The organism is Rhizobium ecuadorense (assembly GCF_001187535.1).
GTDB lineage: Bacteria > Pseudomonadota > Alphaproteobacteria > Rhizobiales > Rhizobiaceae > Rhizobium > Rhizobium ecuadorense.
In genome coordinates this window covers 67,196-85,849 of sequence record NZ_LFIO01001164.1, presented here as the reverse complement: position 1 = coordinate 85,849, position 18,654 = coordinate 67,196, and the positions used below count along the sequence as shown (strand labels likewise).

General features: G+C 61.8%; 15 protein-coding genes. 2 read left to right on the top strand and 13 right to left on the bottom strand.

Features of this window, described 5'->3' with window-relative positions; genetic code table 11:
- Positions 1-86: 86 nt before the first annotated feature.
- The 9 genes from tatC to AF337_RS25050 all read right to left on the bottom strand — a co-directional run bounded on the left by tatC (position 87) and on the right by AF337_RS25050 (position 11,057).
- A complete protein-coding gene (gene tatC, locus AF337_RS25090; protein ID WP_003573547.1) occupies positions 87-914 on the bottom strand; it encodes a twin-arginine translocase subunit TatC in 828 nt (275 codons plus the stop codon).
- The gene (gene tatB / locus AF337_RS25085; protein WP_049734266.1) at positions 911-1,528 is read right to left on the bottom strand and encodes a Sec-independent protein translocase protein TatB; all 618 of its coding nucleotides are present in this window, start codon (positions 1,526-1,528) and stop codon (positions 911-913) included. Before tatB ends, tatC begins: the two co-directional genes overlap by 4 nt.
- A gap of 51 nt (positions 1,529-1,579) precedes the next feature.
- On the bottom strand, positions 1,580-1,771 hold the full coding sequence (locus AF337_RS25080) for a twin-arginine translocase TatA/TatE family subunit (RefSeq protein ID WP_018073376.1): 192 nt from the start codon (positions 1,769-1,771) through the stop codon (positions 1,580-1,582).
- A 181-nt stretch (positions 1,772-1,952) separates the two neighbouring features.
- Positions 1,953-2,669 (bottom strand): SMC-Scp complex subunit ScpB, encoded by a 717-nt coding sequence (gene scpB / locus AF337_RS25075; RefSeq protein WP_049734265.1) that lies wholly within the window; start codon positions 2,667-2,669, stop codon positions 1,953-1,955.
- Positions 2,666-3,523: a segregation and condensation protein A gene (locus AF337_RS25070; RefSeq protein WP_049734264.1), complete on the bottom strand. Its 858-nt coding sequence runs from the start codon at positions 3,521-3,523 to the stop codon at positions 2,666-2,668. The genes scpB and AF337_RS25070 overlap by 4 nt, the downstream gene beginning before the upstream one ends.
- An 18-nt stretch (positions 3,524-3,541) precedes the next feature.
- Positions 3,542-4,555, bottom strand: coding sequence for a beta-N-acetylhexosaminidase (nagZ, locus tag AF337_RS25065; protein WP_049734315.1), 1,014 nt, complete (start codon positions 4,553-4,555; stop codon positions 3,542-3,544).
- A 109-nt stretch (positions 4,556-4,664) separates the two neighbouring features.
- A complete protein-coding gene (locus AF337_RS25060; protein WP_049734263.1) occupies positions 4,665-7,958 on the bottom strand; it encodes an SPOR domain-containing protein in 3,294 nt (1,097 codons plus the stop codon).
- 61 nt (positions 7,959-8,019) lie between these two features.
- Complete coding sequence (argS, locus tag AF337_RS25055; RefSeq protein ID WP_049734262.1) at positions 8,020-9,777, bottom strand: arginine--tRNA ligase; 1,758 nt, start codon at positions 9,775-9,777, stop codon at positions 8,020-8,022.
- Between the two features lie 62 nt (positions 9,778-9,839).
- A complete protein-coding gene (locus AF337_RS25050; protein WP_049734261.1) occupies positions 9,840-11,057 on the bottom strand; it encodes a deoxyguanosinetriphosphate triphosphohydrolase in 1,218 nt (405 codons plus the stop codon).
- Between the two features lie 222 nt (positions 11,058-11,279).
- Between AF337_RS25050 and erpA the strand changes: the two genes are divergently transcribed.
- Both erpA and xth read left to right on the top strand, forming a co-directional pair.
- The gene (gene erpA / locus AF337_RS25045) at positions 11,280-11,612 is read left to right on the top strand and encodes an iron-sulfur cluster insertion protein ErpA (protein ID WP_049734260.1); all 333 of its coding nucleotides are present in this window, start codon (positions 11,280-11,282) and stop codon (positions 11,610-11,612) included.
- Positions 11,613-11,736: 124 nt separating this feature from the next.
- Positions 11,737-12,528 (top strand): exodeoxyribonuclease III, encoded by a 792-nt coding sequence (gene xth, locus AF337_RS25040; protein WP_049734259.1) that lies wholly within the window; start codon positions 11,737-11,739, stop codon positions 12,526-12,528.
- Positions 12,529-12,603: 75 nt separating this feature from the next.
- Here xth and exoR read toward each other — a convergent pair whose 3' ends face one another.
- The 4 genes from exoR to AF337_RS25020 all read right to left on the bottom strand — a co-directional run bounded on the left by exoR (position 12,604) and on the right by AF337_RS25020 (position 18,653).
- Complete coding sequence (gene exoR / locus AF337_RS25035; RefSeq protein ID WP_049734258.1) at positions 12,604-13,407, bottom strand: exopolysaccharide production regulator ExoR; 804 nt, start codon at positions 13,405-13,407, stop codon at positions 12,604-12,606.
- 22 nt (positions 13,408-13,429) lie between these two features.
- A complete protein-coding gene (locus tag AF337_RS25030; protein WP_082336859.1) occupies positions 13,430-13,897 on the bottom strand; it encodes a hypothetical protein in 468 nt (155 codons plus the stop codon).
- Between the two features lie 231 nt (positions 13,898-14,128).
- The gene (locus tag AF337_RS25025; RefSeq protein WP_049734256.1) at positions 14,129-15,409 is read right to left on the bottom strand and encodes an OmpP1/FadL family transporter; all 1,281 of its coding nucleotides are present in this window, start codon (positions 15,407-15,409) and stop codon (positions 14,129-14,131) included.
- A gap of 400 nt (positions 15,410-15,809) precedes the next feature.
- Entirely contained in the window at positions 15,810-18,653 is a 2,844-nt protein-coding gene (locus AF337_RS25020) for a valine--tRNA ligase (protein ID WP_049734255.1), read from the bottom strand.
- Position 18,654 lies beyond the last annotated feature (1 nt).

Below are 18,654 nucleotides of genomic sequence, written 5' to 3'. Positions count from 1 at the left end.
CGTTGCAACAGAAGTGACCCGGCCAAAGCCTGACCGGGCTTCGACCGGATGAGACGGCGTTCGTAAAAGGATTTCCGGATTGCCGCTCAGACGCTGTCCGTCTTGGCAACGTCCGCGGATTCGGTGTCCTTTTCGACCGCCTGCCGGGCACGCTGGCGCTCTACGAGTCGCGCCGCATGGATGGAAATCTCGTAGAGAAGGATCGTCGGTATCGCAAGGCCGATCTGGGACATCGGATCCGGCGGCGTCAGCACGGCGGCGACGATGAAGGCAAGGACAATGGCGAACTTGCGCTTTTCGGCCAGCCATTGCGACGTCAGCAGGCCGACACGGGCCAGCAGCGTGGTGATGACGGGCAGCTGGAAGACGAGGCCGAAGGAGAAGACCAGCGTCATGATCAGGCTCAGATATTCCGAGACCTTCGGCATCAGCGAGATCGCCACCTCGTCATGACCCGGCGCCTGCTGCATCGACAGGAAGAACCACATGACCATCGGCGTGAAGAAGAAATAGACGAGCGCCGCGCCCATCAGGAACAGGACCGGCGAAGCGATCAGGAACGGCAGGAAGGCCTGACGCTCGTTCTTGTAGAGGCCGGGGGCGACGAACTTGTAGACCTGCGCGGCAATGATCGGAAACGCGACCACGAGGCCGCCGAACATCGCCACCTTGACCTGCGTGAAGAAGAATTCCTGCGGCGCGGTGTAAATCAGTTGGGCCTTCTCGACGTCGAGATGCGCCCACTCCACGGCCGTCTTGTAGGGAATGACCAGATAGTTGAAGAGATGCTTGGCAAAAAAGAAGCATGCGATGAAGGCGACGAAAAACGCGCCGATCGACCAGATCAGCCGCGTGCGCAGCTCCATCAGGTGCTCGATCAACGGCTGCGGCTTATCTTCGATATCACCGCTCATGCCTCGTCCTTCTTCTTCTTCGTCTGCACCGGCGCCTTCAGCGCTGCGGGCTTTCTGGCAGCCGTCGTGCGCTTCGGCTTTTCTACGGCCACGTTTTCCACGGGCGCGGCAATGGCAAAGGCAGCCTTATCTGCCGCCTTGGCGCGCGGCTTGCGTACCGCTTTCGGCTTGGCGGCAACCGTATCGGCCGTTGGGACCGCTGCGGCAATGGGTTCCGGCGTCGGCACCAGCGGCGGCGTTTCCGGCAGACTCATTGACGGCGTCGGGGCAGAAACCGCAGCCGGCGGCACTTCGGTCTTGTTGTCAGGCGCCGCGCTCGCCTTCTGCAGGTCGGCCTTGATCTCGTTGCCCATCTGGCGAAGCGGGTTCATCGCCTCGCGCAGGCTGTTGACCGGGTTGAGCTTCTGGGCGTCGCTGAGCGTCTGGCGAACATCGTCAAGCTCGGCCTCGCGCAACGCTTCGTCGAACTGCGCACGGAATTCACCCGCCACTTTGCGGGCGCGCTGCGTCATCTTGCCGAAAGCGCGCAGCATCGGCGGCAAATCCTTGGGACCGACGACCACGATCAGGACGACCGCGATGACCAAAAGCTCGGTCCAGCCAATATCGAACATGCAAGGCTCCTGGACGGGAAGCGCGGGGGCTGCGCTCTTTCCCGCACTTGGTTACTTCGTTTCGTCGGCCTTGTGATCGACGGTCTTTGCCGTGTCCGGCGCGTCTTCGTCCGTCATGCCCTTCTTGAAGCTCTTGATGCCCTTGGCGACATCGCCCATCAGTTCCGGGATCTTGCCGCGACCGAACAACAATAGCACGACGGCCAGAACGATCAGCCAGTGGTAGATGCCAAAAGAACCCATTACCCTTACTCCCTGTTGTGATGTTCCCTGATGTAAGAATTTCCCACATCGTTTCCAACATCAAGCCCTTTGAACTGCGCTTAATGTCACGGTATCGCCCTTTGTGACAAGCCATTGACCGGTCGAAAAATGGTGAGCGCCATTGTTTTCGTCATGCATGGAAAAAGCAAGACGAAGTCCTTCAATCATCGGAGGTAGAACGCGGGGCGAGCAACCCAAGCTCTTCGAGATCCATCTGGGTAATGGGATCTTCGTCCTCGCTCAGCTCGTCGTTCATCAATGGCGAGGGAATGTTGAAATTCGCCGGAATGCGGCCCGAGAGCAAGCCCGCGCCCTTCAATTCTTCGAGACCGGGCAGATCGCGCAACTCTTCCAGGCCGAAATGGTCGAGAAAATCGCGCGTGGTGCCTAATGTCACCGGCCGGCCCGGGGTTCGCCGGCGGCCGCGAAACCGCACCCAGCCGGCTTCCATCAGCACGTCGAGCGTGCCGCGCGAGGTCTGGACGCCGCGGATATCCTCGATCTCGGCACGCGTCACCGGCTGGTGATAAGCGATGATCGCCAGCACTTCCAATGCGGCGCGCGACAGCTTCTTCACCTCGTTGTCGTCGCGGCGGATGACGAAGGAGAGATCGGCGGCGGTGCGGAAGGCCCAGGCGCCCTCGATCTGCACGAGGTTGACGCCCCGCGGCGCATAGTGTGCCTTCAGGCGCAGCATGATGGCGCGCACATCGGTTCCCTCCGGCAGGCGCTCGGCGAGAAAGCCTTCGGAGACCGGTTGCGAGGAGGCAAAGACCAGCGCTTCGGCGATGCGTTCCGCCTCGATCTCCGCCTGCAGGTCGCGGCTCCTGCTTTCGAAATCGTCCTCGAAATCCTCTTCGCTCTGCGGATCGATCAAACCGGCTGCTCCTGCTCCACCACCTGCAGCGTGGCGTGTTTGGGCCCGCGGCGCATGTATATCGGCTGAAAGGCGCCGTCCTGACGGATTTCCAGCTTGCCCTCGCGCACCAGCTCCAGCGAGGCGGCAAAAGCGCTGGCGATCGCCGTGACGCGTTCCTCGGGCGTTGCGAGATAACGCAGCAGATAATGCTCCATCGCCGTCCAGTCGCCGACCTCGCCGATCATCTGCGTCAGCAATTCGCGCGCATCGGTCAGCGACCAGACATTGCGTCTCTCGATCGTCACCTGGGTAACGGCATTGCGCTGGCGCAGCGCCGCATAGGCGGTCAAGAGATCGTAGAGGCTTGCCGCATAGGCGGATTGCTGCCGGTCGGGAATATGCTCGGGCGCGCCGCGCACGAAGATATCGCGGCCAAGGCGGTTGCGGTTGACGAGGCCCTCCGCAGCCTGGCGCATGGCTTCGAGGCGTTTCAGCCGGAAGGCGAGCGTTGCCGCCATCTCCTCGCCCGAAGGACCGTCATCCTTGATCTGCTGGGGTATCAGCAGCCGCGACTTGAGATAGGCAAGCCAGGCAGCCATGACGAGATAATCGGCGGCAAGCTCGATGCGGATACGCCGGGCGCTCTCGACGAACTGCAGATACTGCTCGGCAAGCGCAAGCACCGAAATGCGCGACAGGTCGACCTTCTGATTGCGGGCGAGATAGAGCAACAGGTCGAGCGGACCTTCGAAGCCGGCGACATCGATCACCAGCGCCGGCTCGTGGCTGGCGCGCTCGGCGCCGTTATCCTGCCACAGCTTATCCATCGGCGTTGCCGCCTGTGGACGCTCCGTGCCCTTGACCGTGCTCACCACCCTGCTCCCCTGCGATCACACGATCGCAAACATCGCCTCGAATTCCGCTCTCAATTCCGCCTCATCGGCGGCATCCGGTGCGGCAAAACCTGCTTCCACCGCTTTTGCGCGGGCAAGTGATGCGCCGCCGAGCGGCGGAACATTTGCCACGACGTCCAGCATCTCGTCCATATGGCCATTGCAATGCAGCACGATATCGCATCCGCCTGCAATGATATTCGCCGCACGTTCACCGATCGTGCCCGAAAGAGCATTCATCGAGCTGTCGTCGGAAAGCAGCAGACCGTCAAAGCCGATATGCTCGCGGATAATGCCGTCGGTCACCTTGCGCGAGGTCGTCGCCGGATTGTCCGGGTCGATGGCGGTGAAGACGACGTGGCAGGTCATCGCCATCAGCTCGTCCTTCATCGCGATAAAGGGCGGGAAATCATGGACCTCAAGCTCATCGCGCGAGACGGTGACGACCGGCAGTTCCAGATGGGAATCGGCAAAGCCGCGGCCGTGGCCGGGCATATGCTTGATGACAGGCAACAGGCCGCCGGCCTTCAGCCCTTCGGCAGCCGCCCGGCCCATGGCGATGACGGTCTGCGGATCGCCGCCATAGGCGCGGTCGCCGATGACGTTGCTGCTGCCCTCGACCGGCACGTCGAGCACCGGCAGGCAATCGACATCGATGCCGAGGCGGGAAAGATCGAAGGCATGCAGCCGCGACATCACCCAGGCGGCGCGCAGCCCAAGCGCCGGGTCGCGGCGATAGAGATCGCCGAGCGCCTGGCCGGAGGGATAACGTGCGAGAACCGGCGGACGGATTCGCTGCACACGGCCGCCCTCCTGGTCGATCAGCACCGGCGCATGCCAGCCGACGCTGTCGCGCAGTTCGGCGACGAGATCGGCGATCTGCCCTGCTTCGGAGATGTTGCGCCCGAAGAGGATGAAGCCCCAGGGCCGTTCGCCCCGGTAGAAGGCCTTCTCTTCGGATGTGAGGGCAAGGCCGCTGCAGCCTAGGATCATCGCTTTTGATTCGGTCATGTGAGAATCATAGACCGCGGCCCGCCAAATGCGAGCAAGGTCGGGCGCGATGCACAAAAAAGAGCGGCGGACCAACCGGCCCGCCGCTCTTCAAATCAAAGATGCGATGTTACCTGGAGATCAGGCAGCTTCCGCCCGCCGCGCGATATTGTTCGCAAAGCGCTGCGGCCTCGTCCTTGGAACCGGCCGGAATGCGGACGCGATAGAACGTGCCCTTGCCGGCGACATCGGCCCTGCGGATCTCATGAGCGCGACCACCCAGCACGCCGGCGAATTTCTTCGACAGGCTGGCATAGGATTTGTTCGCCTCGTCTTCCGAGGGCAGCGAGGCGATCTGGATGCCGTAGCCGCCGGCAGACGCAGCCTGCTGCTGCGGCTTGGCAGCGGCAGGTGTTGCGGCCGCAACTTCCGTCGTCTTCGGCTGCTGGGCGGCCGGGCGGACATTGCCCTTCTCGGTCACGGTACCGACGACGTTGACCGGCTGGTCGACCGGACGGGCGGTCGGAACAGGAGCGGTATCGCCGATCGCCGTGGTCTTGACCGGGCGCACCGGCGCATCGACCGGGGCCGGATTTGCAGCCTGCGCATCGGTGCCGGCTGCAACCGGCGGCTTTGCCGGCGCGGTTTCCACAGGCGCCGCGGAGCGGGCATCGGCGGAGGCAACCTCGGCATTTGCAGGGAAGCTTGCGGCCGTTCCGGCGACCGGCGGCACTGAGGAAGCCGATTGCGCCGACGGGGCGGTCAATGCCGGCATCGGCTGAGCGGCCTGTGCAGACTGCGTCGCCGGGACGGACGGTGTCGTCGGGGCAGCCGGCTGGTCGACAGGGGCCGGTTCCTCGCGGGCGACCAGCGTGCCGTCAGGCTTGACGATCATCGTGCGAACCTTGCGCGGCGAAACCGACGGCGTCTTGTCGGCACCGCCTGCGGCAGCGTTGTCCACATTGTCCTGGTTCGGCAGCAGACGCGGATCCTCCGTCTCGCCGACCGCGGTCGGCGTGACCTGATCACCTGGGTTGGCGTTCTCGTCGTCCTCAGGCAGCGCTTCCGGGGTCAGTGTGCGCTGGACGACATCGACCGGCGCCTCGTCGGAAGACACCAGCGCCTTCTGCTTCGGCTCCTCGGCAGAACCGGCAACACGATCGTAGACGGCCTTGTCCTGGTTCGGCACGGTCTTGCCGCCGGGATTTTCCGGAACGACCTTGATCGGTTCCTTGTCGGCAGTGATCACGCGCGGCTCGCCGGATGCGACAATGCCGAGCCCCTCGCCGTTCCAGACGGAGGAATAGACACCATAACCGACACCGGCGAAGACCACGAGCACGACGGCTCCGGCCAGCAGCCGGCGCATCGATCGGGCACGGCTGAAATCGGCCGCCTGGCTTGCCGATTCGATCCGGACCTCGGAGGTCTCGCGGCGCTCGACCGGCTCGCGCACGCTGCGGCGGAAATCCTCCTCCAGCGCCCGTTCGAAATCGTCGAGGCCATCGGCGATGGTTGGTTTGACCGGCTTTGCCGCAGCGGCAGCCGTATCGCGAACCGGGGCCGGCGTTTCGCGCGGCTTGGCCGGCTCGAAGAAGCTTGCGATCTCGGCGTCGAGATCGAAATCGAAATCCTGGGTTTTCGCGACCGGCGCGGGCTGCTCGACCGGCGGCAACGCCGGCACGTGCATGTCCTCGACCGTCTCAGGACGATCCTCCGGATCGGAGATCATCGCCGGATCAAACGGCAGATCCTCGGTCGATTCGGCGACAGGCGCCCAGTTGAAGGCCGGAGCCGGGGCCGCAGTGGGAGCCTGGGGCTGAACGATGACCGGAGCAGGCCGCGCAGCAGTGGAAGCCGCCTGCTGGAAAGCCGGGGTTTGCGGCTCAGACGCAAATTCCGCGGGCGCAACCTCCGAGGCGGACCGAGAAGAGACGGCAGCGGCCTGCTGGGGGGCACGGACCGGCGGCTCCGGCTGCGGCGCGGGCTCGGCCATCGTCAGCTCAGGCTGTTCGGAGAAATCGAGATCGGAAAGTTCCAGCTCGATGCCGGCAAGATCCAGCTCGAAATCATGGCCGGCGAAGGGATCGTCGGCCTCAGGCACGGGCTGTGGCGCCCGCGAATACGCCATTGCGGCGGGCTGGGGCGCAATGACCTCGGCAGGCTGCGGCGCGGCCGGCCTTGCGGCCTCGGCGGCGTAGAGCTGCGCCGGCTCGACCGGAGCGGGGGCCGCGGCAACCGGTGCAGGCGCGATCACCCGCGGCTCGACAAATGCGGCGGCCATAGGCGCGGCGGCAACGGGGGCGACAGCAATGGGCGCTGCTTCGATCGGTTCGGCCTGCGGCGAAACGGGCGACGAATTGGGGCGTTGCGGCACCGGATAGCGCGAGACGTCGGCGAGCAGATCGTCAAGATCGAAAGTGCCGGCAGTATGCGGAACTTCGGGCACGACCTCGGTCAGCGCCGCATCAGCCTGGATCTCGCCTTCGACGGCGGCGGCAAGGAGATCGAAACCGGCGTCGGACCCGAAATCTTCAAGCTCGTCTTCGATTTCGACGAAGTCCTCGGCCTCGGCAACCTCTTCCGACGCGATCACCTCGTCATGGCGATCGAGCTCGGCGGGGAAACCAAGCGACGGAGATGCGGATTCGAACTCCTCGGACGGCTCGACAGTGACGACGGGAGTCAACTGCTCGACGACCGGGGCGGACGGCTCGGTAGCGGGCTGCGGCTCGGTAGCGGGCTGCGCCTCAGCCACCGGCTCTGCGGCCGCTTCGGCCACAGGCGCTTCGACCGCAGGCGCAACCACAGCTTCCTCGCGTTTGGCGGCATGGAAATTGGCAAGCGGCAGCCTGATGCTGGCGGCCGACCACTGCGGCGCCTTGGCAGGCTGCGGCACCGATGAAACCGGGGCGGCGCCGATCGACAGCTCGAGCTCTTCGATCAGGTCGCGCGCACCGCCAAGGGCCGATTGCACCGGCGCCCCGGAAGCGGGCTCGACCGAAAGCTGCTGCGGCCAAGCCGCCTGGTCGTCGGCGGGCGCGTCCCAACTGACTGTGGCAGGCAGAGCTTCTTCCTCAGCCTCAACAGAGGCAACGGAAGCCGGCTCAGGAACCTCAGCCCTCTCAACGGCGGGAGACGCATCAAGAACGGGCTCGATGTAATCTTCAGGCGTGTCGTCATCGGAGATCGGCTCGGCGGGCCGGTCGAGTTCTGCGAGCGGACGGGGCGAATCGTAGCGGTCGAACTCGCGCCCAAGCTCGTCTTCAAGATCGAGAGCGGGCTCGCGCCGCGCTTCGGTCATCGTATTTGCTGCAACACGCGGCTCGAAGCCGACGATACGGGCAAGTTCGGCCAACGGATCGTCGTCGGCAAACAGTTCGTCTTTTCCGCGCGTATCATACGCAAGTTGTTTATCAGCCATGCCTATCCCACTCGCAAACGCCAACTCTGAAATGCCAGCGCATTGTGGGGAAATGGTGACGTTATCGCATTTCGTCCGGTGCGGCAGTGCCTGTAATGGCAAGTCCCGACTTCAAAACCGACGCGACGGCGTACACCAGCCCAAGTCTGGCAATAGTTGATTCTCGGTTTTTATCATTAACAAATCGTAATTCCGGCTGATCTTTACCTTTGTTCCAGTGCGCGTGGAAAGAACTTGCGAGGTCGTAGAGGTAAAAAGCGACCCGATGCGGCTCCTGCGACTGGGCTGCCGCTTCGACGATCCGCGGGAATTCGGCGAGCTTGGCGACGAGCTGCAATTCGGCCGGATCTCCAATGCCTGCAATGGTTTGCGCCAGTTCGGCAGGGGAAACATCGAGGTCGCCGAAAGCCTCCCTCGCCTGCCGGAAGACCGACATGCAGCGGGCATGCGCATATTGCACGTAAAAAACCGGATTATCTTTCGACTGTTCCGTCACTTTGGCGAAATCGAAGTCGAGCGGCTCGGAATTCTTGCGGTAAAGCATCATGAAACGGACCGAATCACGGCCGACTTCCTCGACGACATCCCGAAGCGTGACGAAATCGCCCGAGCGTTTCGACATCTTCACCGGCTCGCCGTTGCGATAGAGCTTGACGAGCTGGCAGAGCAGCACCGTTAGCTTCGCCTTACCGTCCGAAACGCCGCGTGCCACCGCTTCAAGGCGCTTGACGTAGCCGCCATGGTCGGCGCCGAGCACATAGATCATCTCATCGAAACCGCGATCGAACTTGTTCTTGAAGTAGGCGAGGTCGGCGGCGAAATAGGTATAGGAACCGTCGGACTTGATCAGCGGCCGGTCCATATCATCGCCCACTTCGGTCGAGCGGAACAGCGTCTGTTCGCGATCCTCCCAATCTTCGGGCAGTTGGCCCTTCGGCGGCGGCAGCGTGCCCTTGTAGACGTAGCCCTTGAAGGTCAGGTCGTTGATCGCCGTGCGGATCGCAGCCGCGCCATTGGCATGCAGGGTGCGCTCGGAGAAGAAGATATCGTGATGGACGTTCAGCGCCGCCAGGTCTTCGCGGATCATCACCATCATCGCATCGATGGTGCGGTCCTTGACGATCGGCATCCATTGATCTTCCGGCATGTTGTGCAGCCGCACGCCGTAATCGGCGGCAAGCGACTGTCCCACAGGCACGAGATAGTCGCCCGGATAGAGACCCGAGGGAATTTCGCCGATCTTTTCGCCGAGCGCCTCGCGATAGCGCAGGAAGACGGAACGGGCGAGCACGTCGATCTGCGAGCCGGCATCGTTGATGTAATATTCCTTCTCGACGCCGTAGCCGGCAAAGGCGAGCAGGTTGGCGAGCGCGTCGCCGACGACGGCGCCGCGGCAATGGCCGACATGCATCGGCCCGGTCGGATTGGCCGAGACATATTCGACGTTGACCTTCCGCCCCTCACCCAGCCTCGAGCGGCCGTAATCGGTGCCGGCGCCGATCATCGCGGCGAGCAGCCGCTGCCAGTAGCCGACAGAGAGACGGATGTTGATGAAACCGGGACCCGCGACCGAGACATCGGCGACGTCGGCATCCTCCCTGAGCTTGGCGATGATGATGTCGGCCAGCGCGCGCGGGTTGGTTCCGAGCGGTTTTGCCAGCACCATCGCGGCATTGGTCGCAACGTCGCCGTGGCTCGCGTCACGCGGCGGCTCGACAGCGATGCGGCCGAAATCGAGCTCGGATCGCTTTTCCCTGACCAGATCGATCTGTTCAAGGGCGGTTTTGATCCTGGCTTCGAAGTCGGTAAAAAGGTTCATCGCACTCTTCCATGCATAGGCTGTGCCAAAGGCAAATCGGCCCTTGGCGGGGCGACCGCTGCCTATCGCAAATCCGGAGTGTGGTCAAACAATCGCCTGTGGGCGCTGATCGCATAGGTGTCGGTCATGCCGGCGAGATAGTCGCCGACATGGCGGGCCTTCGGCGCATCGGCGAGACCGGCGATATGATCGACCCAGTAATGGCTCTGCATCTCCTTGGGATTGGCCATGTAGGCGGCAAAGAGATCGGTGACGATCCGGGCGGCACCGGCGCGAATGCGCATGATATCGGGATTGCGGTAGATGCGCTTGAACAGCATCGCCTTGATCTGCCTGTCGGTTTCGGCCATGCGATCGGAGAAGGTGGCGATAACCCGGTCGGCGGCGCGGATGTCGGCAGCACTCTCGGGGCGCAGCAGGGAGAGGCGCTCCTGCGCAACGGCGATCACGTCCTCGACCATGCGGGTGATCTGACGCCGCATGATCTCATGGGTGAAGCGGCTCGGCTCCAGATGCGGATAGCGCGCCCTCACCTCGGCCATCAGCCCGGCCAGGAACGGGATTTCCTCCAGCATATCGAAGGTCAAGTAACCGGAGCGCAGGCCATCGTCGATATCGTGGGTGTTATAGGCGATGTCGTCGGCGATCGCCGCGACTTGGGCCTCCAGGCTGGCATAGGTTGCCAGCTCGAGATCGTGCAGCTCGCAATAATCGAGGATCGGCTGCGGAACAGGGCCACGCGTGCCCACACCTTCCGGCGTCAGCAGCGGGCCATTGTGCTTGACCAGGCCTTCGAGGCTTTCCCAGGTCAGGTTGATGCCGTCGAATTCGGCATACCGCCGCTCCAGCTTGGTGACGATGCGCAGCGATTGGGCATTGTGGTCGAAACCTCCATAGGGCAGCAGCACCTCGTGCAGCGCGTCCTCGCCGGTGTGACCGAACGGCGTGTGGCCGAAATCATGCACCAGCGCCACGCCCTCGGCCAGATCCTCGTCGAGCTTCAGGGCACGGGCGAGCGCGCGGGCGATCTGCGCCACCTCGATCGTATGCGTCAGCCGGGTGCGGTAGTGATCGCCGTCCTGGGCGATGAAGACCTGGGTCTTGTGCTTCAACCGGCGGAAGGCGGTGGTATGGACGATGCGGTCGCGGTCGCGCTGGAAATCGGAGCGCGTCGGGCTTCCATCCTCCTGGTAGAGCCGTCCGCGGCTCGTCCAGGGGTCTGCCGCATAGACCGCCCTCTCACTGCTGCCGAAACCTAAAGCACGCGTATCGATCGTCATTCTTCACCGTCATCCTGCATGTTGCCGCATCTGCCCATTGACGCCGCTTTGCGCTCTTCATACCTATAGCCCGAAGAAACGGCAAAGAGGCGCTTTCTCAACCACCTCGGCGCATCATGGCCTTTTTCCGAAGATCATGATAAGTTTGTTTGATATCAGGTATTTGAACATTCAAGTGCCAAAACCCATTCTCTCCGGATCTTGACCCCGGCAGGAGGAAACATGACGGATACGAGTGTAACCCTTTCAGATGCCGCCGCAAAGCGTATCGCTGCGATCGTCGGCGCCGAGGCCGGCAAGAGCGCGCTGCGCGTCTCTGTCGAAGGCGGCGGCTGTTCCGGCTTTTCCTACAAGTTCGATCTTGCCGACAGCGCCGGCGACGATGACGTCGTCGTCGAGAAGAACAATGCCAAGGTGCTGATCGACAGCCTGTCGCTCGTCTACATGGCAGGCTCCGAAATCGACTTCGTCGACAATCTGCTCGGTCAATCCTTCCAGATCAAGAACCCGAACGCGGTGGCAAGCTGCGGCTGCGGCACCAGCTTCTCGATCTGAACATCCAGACGCATCGCACTGTCCTATTGAACTGGCCGAAGAAGTGCCTCCGGCCGGTTTATCGTCTTGTCCTGCTAGGAAAAACCACGATAAAAGAAGCGCACGAAGCCAACAGGACAGAGAGATGAAGATCGCGACCTGGAACATCAACGGCGTCAAGGCGCGCATCGACAATCTCACGCAATGGCTCAAGGATTCCGATCCGGATATCGTCTGCCTGCAGGAGATCAAGACGGTCGACGAAGGGTTTCCTAGGCTGGAGATCGAGGCGCTCGGCTATCATGTCGAAACGCACGGCCAGAAAGGCTTCAACGGCGTGGCGATCCTCTCGAAGAGTTCGCCTTCCGAAGTCAACCGCGGCCTGCCCGGCGATCCGCTGGACGAACAGTCGCGTTTCCTCGAAGCCGTGTTCACGCTGCCCGACACACGCATCCTGCGCGTCTGCTGCATCTACCTGCCGAACGGCAATCCTGTCGACACCGAGAAATATCCCTACAAGCTCGCCTGGATGGAGCGCCTGCGGACATTCGCGGCCGAGCGGCTGGCCTATGAGGAGATGCTGGTGCTCGCCGGCGATTACAATGTCATCCCGGAACCGCACGACTGCTTCGATCCCAAGGTCTGGGAAAGCGATGCGCTGTTTCTGCCGCAGACGCGGGAGGCGTTCCGCCGGCTCGAAAATCTCGGGCTGACGGATGCAGTGCGCGCGACGACGGATGCGACGCAGTTCTATTCCTTCTGGGATTATCAGGCAGGTGCCTGGCCGAAGAACAACGGCATTCGCATCGATCATCTGCTGCTGTCGCCCGAGGCCGCCGACCGGATGACGTCGGCTGCGATCGAAAAACATGTGCGGGCCTGGGAAAAGCCGTCCGACCACGTGCCTGTGATCGCCTACTTCGATTTTGCGGCCTAGAATTGCATGAAAACAAAGAGATAGAGCATTTCCGTAATTTGAAGAATCACGGAATTGCTCTATGTTTATCCTGCCTCAGTCGTCCGAGCCGCTGGCGATGTTGTGCGAGAGGGATACCGCCGTGCGGCGGTCGGCCTCGTTGGCAACCGAGAAGGCCTGCTCCTGCAGCGCTTCCATCCAGCCGCAATCCTTGGGCTTGCAGCGGTCGAGTGCCGCCGTCATCAGCGCCAGGCCGCGGGCCGACTGGCCTTCGTCGAAAAGAATATTGCCGAAGACCGCCATGGCGCCGGGATGACCGCTCTTGCGGGCCTGGTTCAGCCATTTCTTCGCCTGTTGCGGGCTGGCATTGCCGCCCTCACCTGCCAGCATCATCTGCGCCAGCTGGAACTGCGCCTCGGGGACGCCAAAGGTGGACGCCACCTGAAAATAAAGCTGGCGCGCCTGGCTGAGGTCGATCCGGACAGGACTGCCCGAAATGCCGTGCTTGTAATAATTGGCGAGCGAGAGCAGCGCGTTGACGAAGAAGCCGGTGTCTTCCGAGCCGGGCTCGACACCCTGCTGGGCGATCTCGCTGTAAATCTTGAAGGCTTCGAAATCATCCTGGGTGACGCCGTCGCCATCGGCATACATGTTGGCAAGCGCCCAGCGCGAGCCCGTATGGCCCTTTTCGGCAGCATATTTATAGGCTTCGACCGCCTCTTCCTTTTGTCCGTTCTTATAGGCTTTGAAGCCGAACTTGAAGAGATCGAAAGGCCCGGATTCCTTGCTGACGGGCGCCTTGATGTCGAATGCGCGGACCGGGCAGGACAGCGCCAGGGCTACGACCATCGACATGCCCATCAGCATGATCTTGAACAGTTTGAACTCGGACGTTACCATTTCAACCGATTTCTTTCGCTCATCACAGGCAGGAATCAGCGGCGCTCGCGCCGTGCATTCCGCGGATGTATTTCGTCGAGGCGAGCGATCCCGCGGCGAGCTCCATGGCTCCTTTGCCCGCGTCGCATCCAGCCCACTGGCCCTCTATCGAAGGCCGAATTCTCAGCGCATCATTCAGAACCACCCGGCTCCCGGCATGGCCCGACTGCAATCTCCGTGGCACTCTTTCGGCAGGTGCTGCATCCGCCTTCCCGCCTTCACCATAATCGTAAACAGCAAATGTGACGAAACCGGTATCGACATCTCCAGCAAGGCCGGGCTGCTCATTCGAGCGGGCCGAAAATGACAACAACGAACGGCCCGACGGCGCCGCCGCGAAGCCGGATCGGCGGCCGGAACAGCCTTGTGCGGCAAGCGAAACGACCGCAATTAAACGATTGCCGCCAATCGTATCGCGCGATCTGGTGTTACCGGAAAAAAATCGACCCATGCTACAATTTACACGCACCGTAAGCCTGCCCGTCTCCTCGTACGCAAATATCGCTGCGCTCTCTTTGTGGCGGGAAATGGACAAATTCACCCCGCTGCCACCTTACGCCAATCGTCGTAAAAAAGTGTTGCGGAATCGTCACAAAACGGGATCAGAAAATAGTATAATTAACGGGCGCGGATAAAGAAGAGCCCGGCAGTGCCGGGCTCTTCAATTCTTCAAATCGGGGAATTAAAACTTAATCTTTAGGCTCGTCGACAGTGCAGCGACCAGATCATTGCCAAAGGAATAGGAGACATCATCTCCAAACGTGACTCCGTCCTGGGTCACAACGCCGGACGAACCGCTCGTCAACACGCCCACGGCACCGGCGACGCGCCATTCGATATGTTCGGTCGGGGTGTAGGCTGCACCGAGACCCACCGTCCAGCTGTCGGTCTGGGCGCCATAGCCCTGGCTGGTGCCGCGGTCCCATGTCAGGCTGACTGCGCCGGCCCATTGCTCGTTGAACTTGTGGCCAACACCGCCGGAGATCGTCCAGCCGTCACGATAAAGAAGGTCGAGCGAGGTCAGTTCGGTCGCGCCGCCGGATCGGCAGGCGACCACACCCTTCGTCGACGTCGGGCAGAAAGGCACGGACTGCAGGACGCTCCAGTTCGTCCACTTGACCGATCCGAAGGCGAGCCAATCCGGAGCGATACCGCTCTGCAGCTTCAGCTCCAGCGAATCCGGCGCTTCGGCGGAGCCGAAGACATCCGTGACCCTTCCGTAAGGAGCGCCGTTGAGCGGTGCAAATGGAGCGGTCACCTGCGTCAGATCCACCGTACCGGTCAGGTTATCGTACTTGACGCGGCTGTTATAGACGAGGCTGGCCCGCATCGCATATTCCGGAATCTCGTAGGCGAGGCCGGCGCGCCAGCCCCAGCCGCTATCGTCCAGATCGAGGCGGCCAACGCCGGTGCCGGTGCCGACCAGAAGCGGAACTGTTGAAACCAGCCGTTCCTTAAAGCCTTCAACCTCCTGATAGAACGTGCCGCCGATGATGCGAAGCTGCCCGGGGCCGAGATCAAAACGATAGGAGCAGGTACCGCCATAGTTGCGGGTTTTGATCTCCGTCTCGATGTTATTATTGGCGCCAGCCCAGTTCGAACCCGGATCGGTATGCCCGCCGAAGGGCTCGGAATAGTCGACAAGGCAGTCGATGGCGTCACCGAAACCGGCCTTAAAGCCAATGTAAGGAATGGTGTAGTTCGAGCTGTCGTCGGCGGTGTTTGGCCGGGTGTTCAGATTGCCGCCGCCGGGAGATGTAGACGTATCCGTATCACGGACATCCTTCAGCTTGCGCTGCGGCGTGACATAGGTAACGCCCGACTGAAATGAGAAAGGCGACGTGTCGAACAGCTGATCGATATTGTAGCCGCCGCGCTCCAGGCCGCCGGCGAAGGACGGCGATGCAAGCGACGAAAGAAGAACGAGCGACGTTACGCCCTTGGAAAACCTACGCGATGCCATTGTGTCTCCCCCACTCCAGCAATTGATGTGACGTCACTCTAGTAAGTGTTCGCTCGACATGGCAACGCGCCCCACGGCGGCACTCCCAGGCATTACACTGACCAACTTACGTAAAGAAATTGACGGACACGTCAAAAAATCTGGTTAATAAAATTTTATTCCAGACTTATCGGCTTTCGGATGGGGTTTTGGGTTTTCATTCCACACATTGCGGAAGCTGTATCAATCCGACAACAGTGACAGTTTTCGCCCGGAGGACGCCCGTGAAGCCACAATCCACAGGCTCAGCGCCTGAAATCAGCCGTTTTGAGCACCGAATCAAGCGCGCCCGAAACGACAAAAGACGCGCCCATCGCGGGAGCGCGTCTTTGAAATAACTGACCAAAACGAGTAATGAAGCTTATCCGGCTTCGCTCACTCTGGAGAGGGCGGTCTTCAAGCTGGCGATCTGCCCCTTCAGTTCATCGAGGCGCTCGCGCTCGGCCTCGACCACGTCGGGATTGGCATTGGCGACGAACTTCTCGTTGGAGAGCTTGCCGTCGATGCGCGAGATCTCGCCTTCCATTTTGCCGATCGCCTTCTCGAGCCGCGCCTTTTCGGCGGAAAGGTCGATCAGGTTGCCGAGCGGCAGGCAGATGGTGGCCTCGTCGACGACGATCTGGGCAGCCCCCTTCGGCGCATCGTCGGCCAGCGATATCGCCTCGACACGCGCAAGCCGCTTGATGGCGGCGTCGTGGCGGAACAGCCTTTCGCGCGTCAGGTTGTTGGCCTTGACGACGACGAGCGGAGCCGTCGCCGACGGCGGCACGTTCATTTCGGCGCGCACCGAGCGGATGCCGGAGACGAGGTCGATCAGCCAGTTGATCTCGTCGGCAGCCCCGTTATCGGCATAGGAGGGCGACGGCCATTCGGCATGGCAGACCAGCGTGTCGCGCTCTTTGCCCTCGCCCGCCGTATGAGCCCAGAGCTCTTCGGTCATGAAAGGCATGAAGGGATGCAGCAGCTTGTAGATCTCTTCGAGGATATAGGCGCTGCAGGCCTGGGCCTCGGCCTTGGCGCCCTCGTCCTCGCCGTTGAAGACCGGCTTCAAAAGCTCGAGATACCAGTCGCAGACCTGGTTCCAGACGAAGCGGTAGAGCGCGCCGGCGGCATCGTTGAAGCGGAATGCTTCGAGTGCTTCCGTAACGTCACGTTCCGTGCGGGCAAGCTCCGTCAGGATCCACCGGTTGATGGTGAGCTCAGCCGCCTCCGGCACGAAATGCGGATCGCTCTTGGCACCGTTCATCTCGGCAAAACGCGTGGCGTTCCAGAGCTTGGTGCCGAAATTGCGGTAGCCGGCGATGCGAGCCGGATCGAGCTTCACGTCACGGCCCTGCGCCGCCATGATCGCCAGCGTGAAACGCAGCGCATCGGCGCCGTATTCGTCGATCAGTTCCAGGGGATCGATGACGTTGCCCTTGGACTTCGACATCTTCTGCCCATTCTTGTCGCGCACCAGCGCGTGAATGTAGATCGTATGGAAGGGTTCGACGGGATCGCCATTCTCGTCCTTCATGAAATGAAGGCCCATCTGCATCATGCGAACGACCCAGAACGGGATGATATCAAAACCAGTGACCAGGACACTGGTCGGGTAATAACGTGCAAGCTCCGGGGTCTCGTCCGGCCAGCCGAGCGTCGAGAAGGGCCAGAGCGCGGAGGAGAACCATGTGTCGAGCACGTCCTCATCCCGCGTCAGGATCTCGCCCGGCTTGAAGTTTTCGAGCAGGTCCTCGACATAGGCCTTCATCGGCCCCTCATGCGAGAGGTAATGCTGGATCGCCGCCTGCAGCGCCTCTTCCTCGGTCTTTTCGACGAAGACCTGGCCGTCCGGGCCGTACCAGGCGGGAATCTGATGCCCCCACCAGAGCTGGCGGGAAATGCACCACGGCTCGATGTTCTCCAGCCAGTTGAAATAGGTGTTTTCCCAGTTCCTGGGAATGAACCTGGTTTTTCCCTCGCGAACGGATTCCAGCGCGGGCTGGCCCAATGTCTTGTTGTCGACAAACCATTGTTCGGTCAGCCGCGGCTCGATCGGCACGCCACCGCGGTCGCCGTGCGGAACCATATTCTTGTGCGGCTCGATCTTGTCGAGAAGGCCGGCCTCTTCGAAGATCTCGACGATGATTTTGCGCGCATGGAAACGGTCCTGCCCTTCCAGACGATCCCAGGCGCCATGCAGCGCGGCCGGATTATCGAGGCCTTCGAGGAAATCCTCGTTCTCCTTGATGGTAATCGTGGCATCGACGTTCATGACGTTGATGGCCCGCAGCTTCGCGCGCTTGCCGACCTCGAAGTCGTTGAAATCATGTGCAGGCGTGATCTTCACTGCGCCGGTTCCGGCCGTCGGGTCGGCATAGGAATCGGCGACGATCGGAATCTTGCGGCCGACGATCGGCAGAATGACATGCTTGCCGACGATCGGTTTGTAACGCTCGTCTTCGGGGTTCACGGCAACACCGGTATCGCCGAGCATCGTCTCCGGCCGCGTCGTCGCGACGACGATATAGTCGCGCGTCTCGAATTCGGTTGGCTTGCCCTCTTCATCGAAGGCGATCGGATATTGATAGGTGACGCCCGGCTCGAGCGGATAACGCAGATGCCAGAGATGGCCCTTCATCTCGTGCTGCTCGACTTCCATGTCGGAGATCGCAGTCAGGAGTTTTGGGTCCCAATTGACGAGGCGCTTGTCCTTGTAGATCAAGCCCTCCTTGTAGAGCGTGACGAAAACCTCGAGAACCGCCTTCGACAACCCCTCGTCCATGGTGAAGCGTTCGCGCGACCAGTCGCAGGACGCGCCCAGGCGCTTCAGCTGGTTGAAGATCAGGCCGCCCGATTCAGCCTTCCATTCCCAGATCTTGTCGATGAAGGCCTCGCGGCCCATTTCGCGTCGGCCGGGCAGTTGCTGTTCCATCAGCTTGCGCTCGACGACCATCTGCGTGGCGATGCCGGCATGGTCCATGCCGGGCTGCCAGAGCACGTCCTTGCCGCGCATGCGCTCGAAGCGCACCATGATATCCTGCAGCGTGTTGTTCAGCGCATGGCCCATGTGCAGCGAACCGGTGACATTCGGCGGCGGGATGACGATGGTGAAGGTCTCGGCTCCGGGCTTGGCGTTCGCGCCGGCGCGGAAAGCGTCCTCCTCATCCCATTTCGCGGCGATTTTGGGTTCGACGGCAGCAGAATCATAGGTCTTGTCGAGCATT